Annotated in this window: 12 protein-coding genes and 1 pseudogene; 6 read left to right on the top strand and 7 right to left on the bottom strand. The window is 73.6% G+C overall.

Features of this window, described 5'->3' with window-relative positions; genetic code table 11:
• Positions 1–144: pseudogene (locus AB0P07_RS31890) on the top strand (ABC transporter permease); the annotation flags it as partial.
• A 57-nt stretch (positions 145–201) separates the two neighbouring features.
• On the opposite strand, the gene purU reads toward AB0P07_RS31890, so the two are convergent.
• Positions 202–1,125 (bottom strand): formyltetrahydrofolate deformylase, encoded by a 924-nt coding sequence (gene purU, locus AB0P07_RS31885; protein ID WP_365556663.1) that lies wholly within the window; start codon positions 1,123–1,125, stop codon positions 202–204.
• Between the two features lie 47 nt (positions 1,126–1,172).
• Positions 1,173–1,673 (bottom strand): hypothetical protein, encoded by a 501-nt coding sequence (locus AB0P07_RS31880; RefSeq protein WP_061444143.1) that lies wholly within the window; start codon positions 1,671–1,673, stop codon positions 1,173–1,175.
• A 116-nt stretch (positions 1,674–1,789) separates the two neighbouring features.
• On the opposite strand from AB0P07_RS31880, the gene AB0P07_RS31875 reads away from it, so the two are divergent.
• On the top strand, positions 1,790–3,109 hold the full coding sequence (locus tag AB0P07_RS31875) for an ABC transporter substrate-binding protein (protein ID WP_365556660.1): 1,320 nt from the start codon (positions 1,790–1,792) through the stop codon (positions 3,107–3,109).
• 35 nt (positions 3,110–3,144) lie between these two features.
• On the opposite strand, the gene AB0P07_RS31870 is transcribed toward AB0P07_RS31875, so the two are convergent.
• On the bottom strand, positions 3,145–4,860 hold the full coding sequence (locus tag AB0P07_RS31870; protein ID WP_365556658.1) for a hypothetical protein: 1,716 nt from the start codon (positions 4,858–4,860) through the stop codon (positions 3,145–3,147).
• A 201-nt stretch (positions 4,861–5,061) separates the two neighbouring features.
• Positions 5,062–6,447 carry a transcriptional regulator gene (locus AB0P07_RS31865; RefSeq protein ID WP_164415861.1) on the bottom strand — a complete coding sequence of 462 codons (1,386 nt, stop codon included), beginning with the start codon at positions 6,445–6,447 and terminating at the stop codon, positions 5,062–5,064.
• Between the two features lie 317 nt (positions 6,448–6,764).
• On the opposite strand from AB0P07_RS31865, the gene AB0P07_RS31860 reads away from it, so the two are divergent.
• The 3 genes from AB0P07_RS31860 (at position 6,765) to AB0P07_RS31850 (ending at position 9,970) form a co-directional block, all read left to right on the top strand.
• Positions 6,765–7,418 (top strand): bifunctional DNA primase/polymerase, encoded by a 654-nt coding sequence (locus tag AB0P07_RS31860; protein WP_365556656.1) that lies wholly within the window; start codon positions 6,765–6,767, stop codon positions 7,416–7,418.
• Positions 7,419–7,532: 114 nt separating this feature from the next.
• Positions 7,533–8,324, top strand: a complete 792-nt coding sequence (locus tag AB0P07_RS31855; RefSeq protein ID WP_365556655.1) for an ABC transporter ATP-binding protein — start codon at positions 7,533–7,535, stop codon at positions 8,322–8,324.
• A complete protein-coding gene (locus AB0P07_RS31850) occupies positions 8,321–9,970 on the top strand; it encodes a transporter (RefSeq protein WP_365556654.1) in 1,650 nt (549 codons plus the stop codon). Before AB0P07_RS31855 ends, AB0P07_RS31850 begins: the two co-directional genes overlap by 4 nt.
• 35 nt (positions 9,971–10,005) lie before the next feature.
• Here the strand turns inward: AB0P07_RS31850 and AB0P07_RS31845 are convergent, their stop codons facing one another.
• Positions 10,006–10,950, bottom strand: coding sequence for an alpha/beta hydrolase (locus AB0P07_RS31845; protein ID WP_365556652.1), 945 nt, complete (start codon positions 10,948–10,950; stop codon positions 10,006–10,008).
• Positions 10,951–11,425: 475 nt separating this feature from the next.
• Positions 11,426–12,118 (bottom strand): metal-dependent transcriptional regulator, encoded by a 693-nt coding sequence (locus AB0P07_RS31840; RefSeq protein WP_365556650.1) that lies wholly within the window; start codon positions 12,116–12,118, stop codon positions 11,426–11,428.
• A 233-nt stretch (positions 12,119–12,351) separates the two neighbouring features.
• On the opposite strand from AB0P07_RS31840, the gene AB0P07_RS31835 reads away from it, so the two are divergent.
• Entirely contained in the window at positions 12,352–13,107 is a 756-nt protein-coding gene (locus tag AB0P07_RS31835) for an SIS domain-containing protein (protein ID WP_365556649.1), read from the top strand.
• A gap of 45 nt (positions 13,108–13,152) precedes the next feature.
• Here AB0P07_RS31835 and AB0P07_RS31830 read toward each other — a convergent pair whose 3' ends face one another.
• Complete coding sequence (locus tag AB0P07_RS31830; RefSeq protein ID WP_365556647.1) at positions 13,153–14,559, bottom strand: PAS domain-containing protein; 1,407 nt, start codon at positions 14,557–14,559, stop codon at positions 13,153–13,155.
• Between the last annotated feature and the right edge of the window lie 157 nt (positions 14,560–14,716).

Below are 14,716 nucleotides of genomic sequence, written 5' to 3'. Positions count from 1 at the left end.
ACACCGGCCATCGAGACCCTGCGCGGCCTGCTCCTCGGCACCGGAATCGGCCACAACGGCTGGCTCGCCCTCGGCTGGTGCCTCGCCCTGACCGCACTCGGCTACGCCTGGTCGACCTCGAAGTTCAACAGCGACCCGAAGTGACCGGAGTGACCACCGAGCCCCTGCGTCTTCGCCCGGAGCCTGTCGGACGGACAGGTTCTAGGCGAAGACGACTGTGCGTCGGCCGTTCAGCAGGATCCTCCGCTCCGCGTGCCACTTCACGGCCCGCGCCAGCGCCTGGCACTCCACGTCCCGTCCGATCGCCACCAGCTGGTCCGGGGTGACGTCGTGGCCGACCCGCTCGACCTCCTGCTCGATGATCGGCCCCTCGTCGAGGTCGGCCGTCACGTAGTGCGCGGTCGCACCGATCAGCTTCACGCCCCGGGCGTGCGCCTGGTGGTACGGCTTCGCGCCCTTGAAGCTCGGCAGGAAGGAGTGGTGGATGTTGATGATCCGGCCGCTGAGCGTCTTGCACAGGTCGTCCGAGAGGACCTGCATGTAGCGGGCCAGCACGACGAGTTCGACGTTCTCCTCGCGCACGATCTCCAGGACCCTGGCCTCGGCCTCCGGCTTGGTGTCCTTCGTCACGGGGATGTGGTGGAAGGGGATGCCGTAGGACCCCACCAGCTCGGCGAAGTCGGTGTGGTTGGACACCACGGCCGCGATCTCCACGGGCAGCGCGCCGATCCGCGCGCGGAAGAGCAGGTCGTTCAGGCAGTGTCCGAACTTGCTCACCATGAGCACGATGCGCATCCTGGCGTCGGCCCGGTTGATCTGCCAGTCCATGTGGAAGGCGTCGCCGATCGCGGTGAAGCTGGCGCGCAGCTTGTCCACGGTCACCGGGGGCACCTCCCGCGCTTCAGGCGCCGGGGGATCGCCGGCCGAGAAGTGGACCCGCATGAAGAACAGACCCGTGTCGTGGTCCCCGAACTGCTGGCTGTCCTCGATGTTGCAGCCGGTCATGAACAGATAGCTCGACACGGCGTGCACGATGCCCTGCTTGTCGGGGCAGGACAGGGTGAGGACGTACTGGTCGGCCGGGGAGTCGGCCGCGGGGACGGCGGCGGAGGACTGCGCGTTCATGCTGCACAGGGTCCCATATCCGGCCCCCTGGCCCGCGTGCCGTCCCGTCAGGCGGACCGGGTCAGGATGCGCAGCACCTCGAGCGTGCGCGGCGCCGCCTCCGGGTCCTCGCCGTCGCTGGTGGCCAGCCGTACGTGCGCGTCGCGCGCCGCCCGTACCGCCTCCGGCCAGTCCGCGTGGTCCAGGTACGCGGTCACCGGCGCGTCCGGCCCGACCTGGTGCATGATCCGCAGGACGCGCAGCACGGCGGTGTCGACCAGCGCCGCCTCCTGCGAGTCGCGGAAGACCGTGCCCACGTACTTCTCGGCCGACCAGTGGTCCAGCCAGGTGTCCTCCACCAGGCGGTACACGGCGTCGGTGACGTCCCCGTAGCCGTCGACGCCGGCCAGCCAGACGTCCCGCTGGAAGGCGGGGGCGGAGAGCATGTGCAGTGCGGAGCGCACCTGACTGCGCCAGCGCCACCACGGCATGTCGTTGAGAGGCATGCCGCCCATGGTGGTGGAGCGACGGCCGCGACGGGAAGAGTTCTCCGAACCTTGCACGGTCATCGATCCTACGTTCCCCTCACCCGCGCCCCGTCGGCCCCCGCAATTCACCTCCGTGTCACCGTGCGTTGACCGCGGGTCACTCCCGGGTTGGCCGTGTGACGGAATCGTGCGGGCACATGACCGGCAGGCGACCCATCCGCAGCACTCCCCCCGGCGGCCCCCGCCGCCGCTCCCGGGCCACCCGTACCGGCGCCCTGTCCGCGGGCGCGCTGGTGGCGTGCGCGGCACTCGCCGTCGGCTGCGGGGTCGTCCCCGGTGCCACGGGGGGCTCCGGGGACGACGGCCCGATCACCGTCATGACCTGGGCCCCGCAGGACACCGGCGCGACCAACAAGCCCGGGATGCCCGCGCTCGCCCAGGCCTACGCCCGCTCGGTCAACGCCCAGGGCGGACTCGGCGGCCGCGAGCTCCGTGTCCTGACCTGCAACGACCACAACGACAGCGTGACCGCCGCGAAGTGCGCCCGCCGCGCCGTCAAGGAGGACGTGGTCGCCGTGGTGGGCTCCTACAGCCAGCACGCCGACTCGTTCTTCCCCGTCCTGGAGGGCGCCCGCATCCCGTACATCGGCGGATACGGCCTGACCAACACGGAGTTCACCAGTCCGCTGTCGTACCCGGTCAACGGGGGCCAGCCGGCGCTCCTGGCCGGGCTCGGCCGGGCGCTCGCCGACTCCTGCGGTCCGGTCACGCTGGTCCGGCCCGACACGATAGCGGGCGACCAGCTGGCCCCGCTGCTGGACTCGGGGCTGGTCTCGGGCGGGCACGAGCGGGCCCACGACCAGCGGGCGGCGGAGGACGCCACCTCCTACGACGACCAGGTCGGGCAGGCACTGGCCCGGGAGGGCGGCGGCGCGGGGGAGCCGGGGTGCGTGGTGCCCGTCCTCGGGGACCGCACCGGCACCTTCATGGACTCCTTCCGGCGCGCCCGCGAGGACCACCCCGGCGTACGGACCGGCACGGTGCTCGGCAGCGTCGACCAGACGACGGTCAACGCGAGCGGCGGGGCGTCCGGGCCCTACGAGGGGGCGTACGTCACCGGCTGGTACCCGGCGGTGGGCGATCCGGCCTGGGACGGGCTGAAGGAGCTGATCAAGGAGCAGGCGTTCGGCGACAACGACGTGGACGCGGCGGACGCCGGGGTGCAGACGACCTGGATCGCGTACTCCGTGTTCAGGCAGGTCGTCGAGTCGCTCGGCGACGGCGAGGTGAGCGCCGACACCGTCCGTCGGGCCCTCGACGACGGTCTGAGGGTCGGCACGGGCGGCCTCACGCCCGACCTCCGGTGGACCTTCGCCGACAAGCTGGCCTCGGTCGGCTTCCCGCGTCTGGTCAACGCCGAGGTCACCCTCCAGGTCGTCCGGGAGGGCCGCCTGGTCTCGGCCCGCGAGGGCGCCGTGGACACCACCGGAACCCTGCGGGACGCGGACGTGGTCTGAAGCCCGTCCGGCGGGCGGGCCCGGGCCCGCCCGCCTCACAGCTGGGTCGGCTGACGCTCGGTCAGGCCGTACTTCTTGGCGATGGCGTTCCAGAGCTTCGCGGCCTTGGCCTTCTCCTTGCTGGCCGTGCCACTCGCCCGGTTGGCCGCCGACGGCTGGGTGGCGGCCTTGCCCTTCTTGCAGCCCTTCTTGCCGGCCGTCCGGTCGGCCCAGGCCGCGTAGTGGTTGTCGGCCGACGCCGAGGCCTGCCACGCCTTGGTGAGCGCGGTGGTCAGCTCGGTGTGCTGCGGCAGCTTGTCCACGGAGAGCTTGCCGAGGCTGTCCACCAGCCCGGTGCGCTGCTTGGCGGCCTCGCGCAGGTCCTTGGCCGCCTGGGACAGGTTGTCGCAGGTCTTCACGTCACCCACGGCGTTGATCACCGTGGTGCGGCCGGTGCCGCTCTCGGCGAGCAGCTTGTCCAGCTCGACGGCCTGCTGCTCGGCGGGGTCGGCGGACGGCGAGGCCGGGGCGGACGCGGACTCGGAGGCGGGGGCGGTGGCGGACACCGGCTGGTTGCCGCCCTTGTCCTCGTCCTTCCCTCCGCCGGCCATCATCGCGCCGGCGCCGACCCCGACGACGGCGATGCCCACGCCGACGGCCGCGATGAGCGGCAGCCGCGAGCCGGTACGACCGCCCCGGCCGCCGTTGTCACCGTTCCCGCGCCGCCTGCCGGTGCCACCGCCGCCGCCCGGGCCCTGCGGGACGTACCCGGACTGGTCACCGGGGCCGGCGGGGTGCTGCGCCTGGGGCGCGTCGAAGCGGGGCATCTGCTGGGTGGCCGAGGCCGGGCCGTCGGCGCCGGGCGCCCCGCGGAAGAGGTTGTCGAACTCGGCGGGCGGCTGACGCCCCTCGTCGGCACCGGGTCCGGCGCCGAACGGGGTACCGGCGGGACCGCCGGGCACGGGCGCGATGAACTGCGTGGCCTCCGCGTCCGGACCGGGCCCGGCGGCGGACGCCTCGGGCTGCGCGGGGTACTGCGGTGCCGGGCCGGGGTACTGGGTCGACTCGCCGGCGTGCGCCTGCACGGGTCTCTCCGGGGGCAGCGCACCCGGCCCCGCGGGCGGTATGTGCGGTATGTACTGGGTGGCGCCCTCGTCGGCGGACCCCCCGACCGGCGGGATGTACTGCGTGGCGCCCTCGTCGGCGGACGGCATGGGCGCGAACGGCTGCGGCGCGAACGCCCCGCCGTACTGCTGGTGAGGCTCTTGATGCTGCTGGTGCGGGTGATGCTGCTGGTGCGGGTGATGCTGCGGGTGCTGCTGCCCGTACGGCGGCTGCGCACCGTAGGACGGATCGCCCGCCGGCGCCCCGTACGACGGGGGCGGCGCGCCCTCCGGCGGCAGCGGCCCGGGGCCGGCCTGCGGCGGCGGGGCCGCGGCGTGCCCGCCCGGGTCGCCCTGAGCGGGCGGCCAGGCCTGCGGTGCGGGCGGCGGAGAGGCCTGCTGAGGAGCCTGGGGATCGCCCCACGACTGAGCGCCGGGCGGCGTGGGCCAGCCCTGGCCGGTGGACGGGGTGTGCTGCTGCTCGGGGCCCCAGGGCCGGTCCCAGGCCTGAGCGCCGGGCGGCGCCGAAGGGGGCGGCCCACCGGCCTGCGGGCCGACGGGGGCGTCCGCCGGCCCGGGCAGCAGGGGCTCGCCACCGTCCGAGGGCAGCACGATGCCTTCGTGCGCTTGCCGCGCCGAGGGCTCCTCGCCCTGTCCACTCTGCGTCACCGGGACTCCTACGAATGGGGGACCTTCGGAATCGTCGGCTCACGCTACCGGGTCCCCCGAGCCCACTGCCACGCCGCCCGGGCCGCCAACTCCTTCCCTGTGACGGCAATAACAAAACCAGCCGGTGTCACGCTGTTGACATCCCTTTCCGCTCACCACGGCGCGGTTTCCCACCCGTTCACTCATCGGCGCCCCGTCCGCTCACGCGGCGGCCTGCAGGTCGAGCCGGGCTCCGAACTCCCTGACCACGGCTTCTTCCCGGTACGGCTCGAGCCGGGCCTGGAAGTCGTCCAGGTACTCGGCGCCCCGGTTCGAACGCAGCGTCTCCAGGAGTTCCACCGCCTTCGTCGCCGTGTTGCAGGCCTGTTCGATCTCGCGCTGCTGGACCTGTGCCGTGGCCAACAGCACATGGCCGATGGCCCTCCTGCGCGCGCGTGACTCGGGGTGCCCGTCCAGGGACTGCCGGGCGTAGCGGGCGGCCGCGTCCGCCTGGCCGAGGTCCCGGTGGCAGTGCGCCAACTCGTCGGCCAGGTAGGCGTCGTCGAAGTGCGCGATCCACACCGGGTCGTCGCCGGAGGCCGGATCGGCCGACTCCATCGCGCCGACCGCCCGTCCGGCCGCCTCGTGGGCCGCCCGTACGTCGCCGAGGAGCGCGTGGCCGCGGGCCTCGGCCGCGTGGAACATCGACTCCGCGCGCGGCGTGACCCTCCCGCGTGCGCCCTCCTGCGCCGCCCGCGCCAACTGGGCGATCTCGCGCGGGTTGCCGAGCTGTGCGGCGAGGTGGCTCATGGAGGCGGCCAGCACGTACCCGCCGTAGCCGCGGTCCCCGGCCGCCTGCGCGAGCCGCAGCGACTGGATGTAGTACCGCTGCGCCAGGCCGGGTTGGCCGGTGTCGACGGCCATGTACCCGGCCAGCTCGGTCAGCCGGGCGACGGTGGCGAACAGCTCCCGCCCGACCGCCTCCCGGTAGGAGCCGGCCAGCAGCCCGGAGACGACGCTGTTCAGGTAGTGCACGAGGACCGGGCGCACGTGCCCGCTGCCGTACTGGTGGTCCAGATCCGTCAGGGCCTGCGTCATCGCGCGCACCGCCGCCACGTCGGACTGCCCCACCCGCGGCCCGGCCGAACGCGACACCTGCGGGTCGGGGGCGGAGATCAGCCAGTCCCGGCTGGGCTCGACGAGCGCGGAGGCGGCGACGGAGGACCCGGACAGGAAGTCCCGGCGCCCCACGTCGCTGCGCCACAGCTCGCAGACCTGCTCGATGGCCCCCAGTACCGTCGGCGAGAACTGGAGGCCGACGCCGGACGCGAGGTTCTTGCCGTTGGCCATGCCGATCTCGTCGATCGTGACCGTGCGGCCGAGCTTGCGTCCGAGCGCCTCGGCGATGATCGCCGGTGCCCGGCCCCGCGGTTGCTGGCCGCGCAGCCAGCGGGCCACGGAGGTCTTGTCGTACCGCAGGTCGAGACCGTGCTCGACCCCGCACACGTTGACCCGGCGGGCGAGGCCCGCGTTCGAGCAGCCCGCTTCCTGAATGAGCGCCTGCAGTCGTTCGTTCGGCTGCCGCGCGACGAGCGGCCTTGCGGCCATGGCGTAACCCCCATGCGGTCTCATGCGGTCTCGATGCTGTCCCGGCGGACCGTCGGAGTAAACGGGACGGATCCGGCCGTGAAGATCAATGCCCAGTCGAAGTGCCGACAATGCGAGACTTGCGAAGCTTGCGGTGCTTACGCGGATTGCCGGGGTAACGGCCGGTGCCGGCCCCAGTGCTGGCTACCCAGCTCCCGCGCCGAATCCTCCTGCGCGCCCCCGCCTGTGCACCCATGCGCCCCGAAAGCCGTGCCGATGCACCTGCCCCGCGCGCGCCGCCCCCGTAACCCCTGGTGAGCCCGGGAGTTGAGTTCCACGTGGAAGAGACCATCCCCGGCACCGAAGCCGCCCAGATCCCGCAGCAGCGCGGCACGTCGCTGCTGGAGACCGCAGTTCGCTACGCCGAGGAGCGTCACTGGGACGTGTTTCCCGGCACCTGGCTGGTGCCCGCCGACGGGGTGCAGCGCTGTTCCTGCGGCGACCCGGCGTGCGCCGCGCCGGGCGCGCACCCGGCGCGCGAGGACTGGGCGGCGCAGGCGACGGGCAGCGCGACCGTCGCCCGGCGGATGTGGCAGAAGCAGCAGGCGGCGTCGATCCTGCTGCCCACGGGCCGGACGTTCGACGCGATCGACGTCCCCGAGACCGCCGGGTTCCTGGCGCTGGCCCGGATGCAGCGGATGGAGCTGACGCTGGGCCCGGTGACGCTGGCGCCGGACCGGCGGATGCGGTTCTTCGTTCTTCCGGGTGCGGGAGCGAAGGTGCCGGATCTGGTGCGGCGGTTGGGGTGGACGCCCCGGGCTCTCGATCTGGGCGTGCTCGGGGAGGGGGCGTATGTGGCGGCGCCGCCGACGCGGTTCGGGTCCTCGGGGGCGGTGCAGTGGGCCTGCCGGCCGACTGCGGTGAATCGGTGGTTGCCGGATGTGGAGGAGGTGATCTCGCCCTTGGCGTATGCGTGCGGCAGGGATCGCTAGGAGCGCCTATTCATGTGCCGGGTTGCTGTCTTCCTGGCGGCTGCGGCCGGTGTGTGGTTGCTCGCGCAGTTCCCCGCGCCCCTTGTCGGCGTTGCTCCCCCGTAGGGTGCGAAGTTGACGGAGGGAGACGTGGTGAGTAGCAGTGCCGTGCGGGTCGAAGGGCTCTGGAAGCGGTTCGGACAGCAGGTGGCCGTGGGTGGGGTCGATCTGGAGTTGCCGGCCGGGAAGTTCATCGGGCTCGTCGGGCCGAACGGGGCCGGGAAGACCACCACGCTCTCCATGGTGACCGGGCTGCTGCGGCCGGACCGGGGGACGGTCGAGGTCGTCGGGCACGACGTGTGGCGTGATCCGGCCGAGGTGAAGGCCAGGATCGGGGTGCTGCCCGAGGGGCTGCGGCTGTTCGAACGGCTGTCGGGCAGGGAACTGCTCGGTTACACGGGCCGGTTGCGCGGACTGCCCGGCGACGAGGTCGACAAGCGGGCCACGCAGCTGCTCGACGTGCTCGATCTCGCCGGCGCCCAGCACAAGCTGGTCGTCGACTACTCGACCGGCATGCGCAAGAAGACCGGGCTCGCCGCCGCCCTGCTGCACAACCCGGACGTGCTGTTCCTGGACGAGCCGTTCGAGGGCGTCGACCCCGTGTCCGCGCAGACCATCCGGGGCGTGCTGGAGCGCTACACCGCCTCCGGTGCCACCGTCGTCTTCTCCTCCCACGTCATGGAGCTGGTGGAGTCGCTGTGCGACTGGGTGGCCGTCATGGCCGCCGGCCGCATCCGCGCCACCGGCACGCTCGCCGAGGTGCGCGGCGAGGCGGCCTCGCTGCAGGAGGCGTTCCTCGAACTCGTCGGAGCGGGCGGCCGGGACACCGGGTCCGACCTGGACTGGCTGGGCGGCGGAACCCGATGAGCGCGCCCACCGCACCGGACGCCTCGCTTCCGTCTCCGTCGGCTCCGCCGGGCGGATCCGTTCCCTCCCTCACCTCCGTCTTCGTACGGCTGAAGCTGTCGCTGCTGCGCAACGGGCTGCGGCAGTCCGGCGGGCGGCGGGCCGCCTACATCGCCTCGGCCGTCGTCGTGCTGCTCTTCGCCGCGCTCCAGCTGATCGGCCTGGTCGCGCTGCGCGGGTACGCGCACGTGGACGCGCTGGTCGTGCTGCTCGCCGCGGTGCTCGCCCTGGGCTGGGCGGTGATGCCGCTGTTCTTCCCCGGCGGCGACGAGACGCTCGACCCGACCCGGCTGGTGATGCTGCCGCTGCGGCCCGGCCCCCTGGTGCGGGCCCTGCTCGTCTCCTCGCTGGTGGGCATCGGGCCGCTGTTCACGCTGTGCGTGTTCGCCGGTTCCGTGGTCGCGGTCGCGCACGGCGGGGCGGCGTACGTCGTCGGCGTCGTCGGCGCGGTCCTCGCGCTGCTGGTGTGCGTGACCCTCGCGCGGGCCGTCGCCGCCGCCAACGTACGGCTGCTGACCAGCCGCAAGGGGCGCGACCTGGCGGTGCTCAGCGGGCTGGTCGTCGCCATCGGCGCGCAGCTCGTCAACTTCGGCGCGCAGCGCCTGGGTTCGGCGGGGCTCGGCCGGCTCGATCCGGTGGCCGACGTGGTGCGCTGGGTGCCGCCCGCGTCGGCGGTCGGCGCGATGGACGCGGCGAGTGACGGGTCGTACGGCGTCGCGGTGGCCCGGTTGGCGCTGACCGCGGCGGCGCTGGTGCTGCTGCTGCGGGTGTGGGCGCGGCATCTGACGCGGCTGATGACGGCGCCCGACGGCTCCACGATCCAGAGCGACACCGGGGCGGTGCGCGAGCGGGGCTCGGCCGGACCCGCCCGGTGGCTGCCGGCGGGCCGCACCGGCACCACCATGGAGCGCACCCTGCGCTATGTGTGGCGCGACCCGAAGACCAAGGCGGCGTGGGCGACGTCGCTGGCCATCGGCCTGATCGTGCCGGTGTTCAACGCCTGGCAGGGCACCGGCTCGGTGTACTTCGCCTGCTTCGCCGCCGGGATGCTCGGCATCCAGATGTACAACCAGTTCGGGCAGGACACGTCCGCGTTCTGGATGGTCGCGATGACCATCTCCTCGACCCGGGACGCCTACGTCGAGCTGCGGGGGCGTGCGCTGGCGCTGCTGCTGATCACGCTGCCGTACGCCACCCTCGTCACGGTCCTGACCACCGCGATGCTCGACGACTGGCGCGCCCTGCCCGAAGCGCTCGGCCTGTCCTTCGCGCTGCTCGGCGCGATGCTGGCGACCGGCGCGTGGACCTCGGCGCGCTTCCCGTACTCCATCCCGCAGGAGGGCTACAAGAACGTTGCCCCCGGGCAGGTGGGGCTGGCCTGGGTCTCGATCTTCGGCGGCATGATCGGGGCGGCCCTGCTGTGCGCGCCCGTGATCGCGCTGACGATCTGGGTGAACGTGAGCGCGGGCGCCGGGGACCTGGGGTGGCTGCTGCTGCCGGTCGGCGCGGTGTACGGCGCCGCGCTGACGTCGGCCGGCCTGCGGCTGGCCGCGCCGCGCACGGCACAGCGGCTGCCGGAGATCCTCTCGGCGGTCAGCAAGGGGTGACGGGCGCCCCGGGCCTCCGCGCGGTGGGCGGCCGGTCAGGCGTCCCCGAGGGCGCTCAGGAACGGCTCGATGGCCGCCCGCCACGCCTCCGGCTGGTCGTAGTGGACGAGGTGGCCGGCGTCGGCGACCTCCGCGTACTGGCCGTGCGGCAGGACGCGGACCATCTCCTGGGCCTCGGCGCGGCCCAACTCGCCGTCGAGACCGCGCACGACGAGGGTGGGGCAGCGGACCTGGGCCAGCTCCTCCCAGTGGGCGTCGTAGACCCAGGTCTCCCGGGAGCGCAGCATCTGCTCGGGTTCGAAGACGGGGCGCCAGCCGTCCGGGGACTCGGCCATCACCTCGGCGTAGAACTCGCCGCGCGCCGGGTTCGGGCGCTCCACCCAGGGGTCGTCCTCGCCGAACCACTTGCGGACGTCGGCGAGCGTGGCGAAGGGGACCGGCCAGGCGCGGAACCACTCGGTCCAGGTGTGCTGGGAGGCGGCGCCGAGAGCGGAGGCCCGCATGTCGCAGATGATCAGACCGCGGACCAGGTCGGGGCGTTTCGCGGCGAGCTGCCAGGCGGTCAGGGCGCCCATGGCATGGCCGATCAGGACGGCCGGGCCGAGCCCGAGCTGCTCCAGGGCCGCCTCGACGTCCCCGACGTAGGCCTCGCGGGTGTAGGCGGCGGCCTGCGGGGGCTTGTCGCTGCGGCCGTGGCCGCGCTGGTCGAGGGCGACGGCGCGGTGGCGGGCGGAGAGCCAGCGGGCCGTGGGGGCCCAGTGCGAGGCGCGGCCCATCAGTCCGTGCAATAACAGCACGCCGGGCAGGCCTCCGGCCCCGGACGCGGGGGCGGCGGACGCGAGGCCGCTCGCGTCGTGCGTGTCCCCCGTGCCGTGTGTGTCCCCCGTGCCGTGCGTCCGGTCGGTCTTGGGAGGGTCGCCGAACTCCCAGGCGGCGAGGCGTACGCCGCCCGCGCCGGTCACGTCGATGCGCCGCGCCATAGGTCCTGGCACCCCCAAGCTCCGCTCGAACCCGCCCGCCTCACGAGCCGGCCGGTCCTGTGAACCGTGTCCTGCCTGCCTGCCGTGCAGAGTACCGAGATTATCGAATACCCATTCGAAAGAGCCGTCCCGCCGAGCAACACCCCTCATTCGAGTGACACCGGTCAGGGATTGATCGCCGCCGCCGGGGGGAGATCTTCAACGGGAGGCGGACCGCTCGGGGAAAACGGTCCGAGGGGATTGACCTTGAGAGCTCGGGGCTCCAGGTCAGCACAGGGGAGGACAGGCCCCGGCGCCGCACGGCGCCGGGGCCCTCTCCGTCTCTCCGGCAACGCCCCTCCCCCTCTCCGGCCCGGGCGACATCGCTGTCGGCCACGCGGCCAAGAGACCCTCACGTCCGATGCCTCACGCCCCAGCCTCGCACGGGAAACGCCCGGGCGCTGCGATTCGGCGCACCGGGCCCGCCGCGGTGCGGTCAGGGCTTGGCGACGAACACGTGGGAGGCGGTGTCCGCCTCCAGCTCAGCGGCCTCACCGCCGCTTCCCACCAGCACCCCGCCCGCCGACTCGGTCACGCTCACCACCGAGCCCGGCTGCACCCCGGCCCGGCGCAGCGTGTACATCAGCTGCGCGTCCGTCTGGATCGGCTCGCCGATACGGCGCACGACGACCGTCTTGCCCTCGGCCCCCGGGTCGAGGTCGGCGAGGGACACCATGCCCTCGTCCAGGAACGGGTCGGCGCCGTCCGTCTCGCCGAGCTCCTCCAGGCCCGGGATCGGGTTGCCGTACGGCGACTCCGTCGGGTGCCGCAGCAGCTCCAGCACCCGGCGCTCGACGGCCTCGCTCATCACGTGCTCCCAGCGGCACGCCTCGGCGTGCACCTGCTCCCACTCCAGGCCGATCACGTCGACGAGCAGGCACTCGGCGAGCCGGTGCTTGCGCATCACGCGCGTCGCCAGCCGCCGGCCCTCGTCGGTCAGCTCCAGATGCCGGTCCGCCGCCACGGACACCAGGCCGTCGCGCTCCATCCGCGCCACCGTCTGGCTGACCGTCGGGCCGCTCTGGTCGAGCCGCTCGGCGATCCGGGCGCGCATCGGGACCACACCTTCCTCCTCCAGCTCCAGGATGGTGCGGAGGTACATCTCCGTGGTGTCGATCAGTCCGGACATACGTGCCCCTCGATGAGATTGCCGGAGGCTGCGGCCCACCGGCGCGTGCGCTGGCCCTGCCCCCAATTCTGACGCATACCACCGACAACCGTGCCCCGCCGCGAGAAGCCGGGCCCGGACCGCACCCGCTCGCGCCCGCTCACCCCCGCCCCGCCGGGTTGACGCCGTATTGACACCGCACTGGTCCAGACCGCACCGTGATCCGCGACGCAGCCACACCGAAGGGGTCCCGCATGAGCGACCGCAAGCCGGCCGGCCAGTTCATCGACGCGGCGATCGACCTCCTGCGACGCGTCCGCGACGAGGAGGCGGACAGCATCGAGGCGGCCGGCACACTGCTCGCCGACACCGTGCAGAGCGGCGGCCGGCTCTTCGCCTTCGGTGCCGGCCACTCCTCCCTCGCCGCGCAGGACGTCGTGTACCGCGCCGGCGGACTCGCCCTGATGAACCTGCTCAGCGTGCCCGGCGTCGTCGGCGTGGACGTCATGCCGGCCACGCTCGGCTCCGCCCTGGAACGCGTCGACGGCCTCGCCGGCGCCGTCCTGGACTCCTCACCGCTCCGCGAGGGCGACGCCCTGGTGATCATCTCCCTGTCCGGGCGCAACGCCCTGCCCGTGGAGATGGCGATGAACGCCCGCGCCCTCGGCGTCCGGGTCATCGGCGTGACCTCGGTGGCGTACGCCTCCGAGACCACGTCGCGGCACGCCTCCGGCACCTTCCTCAAGGACCACTGCGACCTCGTGCTGGACTCCAAGATCGCCGTCGGCGACGCGGAACTCACCCTGGACACCGTCCCGGCGCCCTTCGCCCCCGCCTCCACGGTCGTCACCAGCGCCCTCATGCAGGCCATGACGGCCACGGCGGCCGCCACCCTCGCCGACCGCGGCGTCGAACCCCCGCTGCTGCGCTCGGGCAACGTGGACGGCGGCCACGAGTGGAACGGCCGCGTGCTGGACCAGTACGGGGACCGGATCTTCTACCGGCGGTGAGCGGGCGCGGCCACCGACGGTGAGCGCGCGTGGTCGCGCACCCGGCTACGGGCGCTCCTCCACCGCGCCCGCGAGATCCAGCGCCGCGGCGATCCGGACCGCCACGTCCTCGGCGTACATGGCGTCCTGCCGCTCGAAGGCGGTGCGTCCCGCGCCCCGCAGGAACGTGACGACGCCGAGGGTCCGGCCCCGGCTGCGCAGCACCGCGCACAGGCCGTGCACCGTGTCCGCCGGCCACTGCCGGGCCGCCGCCCACCGCCGCACCTGTTCTTCGGGCACCGTGCGCACTCCGGCGCTGGCCCGCACCGAGCCCGTGCGCTCCACGCACTGCACGGCGGGGTGCCCCTCGCCGTAGCGCACCGGCATCCCGGCCGTCCCGGACGGCACGCTGGGCCCCGGCGCGCCGGACGGCGTGGCCGCGACCCGCACCAGCCGCACCGGCTCCGCCGCGTCGGTGTCCGACGCGGCGCCGCTCACGACCCGGTCGATCAGGGCGTGGTCGGCGAACCCGGCCAGCGCGAAGTCCAGGTGGACGATCGCGGCCTCCGCCGGGTCCTCGCACTCGGCCGCGGCCCGCGCCGCCCGGTGCAGCTGGTTGGCCCGGAAGCGCAGCAGCGCCGCCTCCTGCTCGCCCTGCTTCGACTCGGTCACGTCCTGGAACAGCCAGCCGACGCCCAGCGGCACCGGCTCCTCCGCGAGCGGCGAGGCCAGCCGCACGAACCCGCTGCGCCAGCACCGGCGCCGCTCGCCCTCGGGCGTGCGCAGGCTCACCCACACCTCGGCCGGCGCGGGCGGCGCCCCCTCGGCGAGGACGTGCGTCAGCGCGTTCTCCAGCTCCTCGACGCCCTGGGCGAGCAGATCACCGAGCGGCCGCCCCAGCACGGACGTACGCCCCGCACCCAGGGCACGCGCCGCGTGCGCGTTGACCACGGCGGGCCGCAGGTCCGCGTCCACCAGGACGACACCCCAGCTCGCGTCCTCCAGCAGGGCCTCGCTCAGCGCGATGGAGCGCTCCAGGTCGATCTGCGCGTGCACCTCGCTGAACGCGCAGTACACCCCCGCCGGCTTCCCGTCGGGACCGCGGACCGCCGCCGACTGGGTGCGCACCAGCACCCGGCCGCCGTCCTTGGTCAGCAGCGCGAACTCGTGCACCTGGCGCCCCGGCGCCCGCATCGCGGACAGCAGCCGGTCCTCCACCTCGCCGGCGTCCGCGCTGCGCACGGCCCACCCGGCGAAACCCTGCCGTCCCACGGCCTCGGCCGGGCTCCAGCCGAGGATCCGCTCCGCCTCGCGGTTCCAGTGGGTCACGACCCCGTCCGCGTCGAAGGCGCACAGGGCCGCGTCCATGCCGTCGAGGAGCGCGGCCAACAGGTCCGCGCCGTCCCGCTCGGGCTGCTCCGGCTCGTCCGGCCCCAGCTCGTCGGTGGTCCCACTACGCCGGGAAGCACTCACCTGGACCCCCTGCAGGCTGCGTCCGCCGTACGGTACGTCGGTTCACTCACTGGTCTTCATTCAACTCGAACGTGATGCAACACACACCGGGTTCCCGCAACTTCGCGGAAATCGTTGTACTGCGGAAACTCGGCATACGCCCCCGTCATGAAGGGGC

This window comes from Streptomyces sp. NPDC085944 (assembly GCF_040686295.1).
Lineage (GTDB): Bacteria > Actinomycetota > Actinomycetes > Streptomycetales > Streptomycetaceae > Streptomyces > Streptomyces salinarius.
The sequence above is the reverse complement of the archived record's forward strand: the minus strand, read 5'-3'. Positions and strand labels throughout refer to the sequence as shown.

What these genes read in the sequence shown, in the direction of transcription:
- purU (WP_365556663.1), bottom strand. Translation starts at nt 1,125, where the DNA reads ATGAACGCGCAGTCCTCCGCCGCCGTCCCCGCGGCCGACTCCCCGGCC.
- AB0P07_RS31880 (WP_061444143.1), bottom strand. Translation starts at nt 1,673, where the DNA reads ATGACCGTGCAAGGTTCGGAGAACTCTTCCCGTCGCGGCCGTCGCTCC.
- AB0P07_RS31875 (WP_365556660.1), top strand. Translation starts at nt 1,790, where the DNA reads ATGACCGGCAGGCGACCCATCCGCAGCACTCCCCCCGGCGGCCCCCGC.
- AB0P07_RS31865 (WP_164415861.1), bottom strand. Translation starts at nt 6,447, where the DNA reads ATGGCCGCAAGGCCGCTCGTCGCGCGGCAGCCGAACGAACGACTGCAG.
- AB0P07_RS31850 (WP_365556654.1), top strand. Translation starts at nt 8,321, where the DNA reads ATGAGCGCGCCCACCGCACCGGACGCCTCGCTTCCGTCTCCGTCGGCT.
- AB0P07_RS31845 (WP_365556652.1), bottom strand. Translation starts at nt 10,950, where the DNA reads ATGGCGCGGCGCATCGACGTGACCGGCGCGGGCGGCGTACGCCTCGCC.
- AB0P07_RS31840 (WP_365556650.1), bottom strand. Translation starts at nt 12,118, where the DNA reads ATGTCCGGACTGATCGACACCACGGAGATGTACCTCCGCACCATCCTG.
- AB0P07_RS31835 (WP_365556649.1), top strand. Translation starts at nt 12,352, where the DNA reads ATGAGCGACCGCAAGCCGGCCGGCCAGTTCATCGACGCGGCGATCGAC.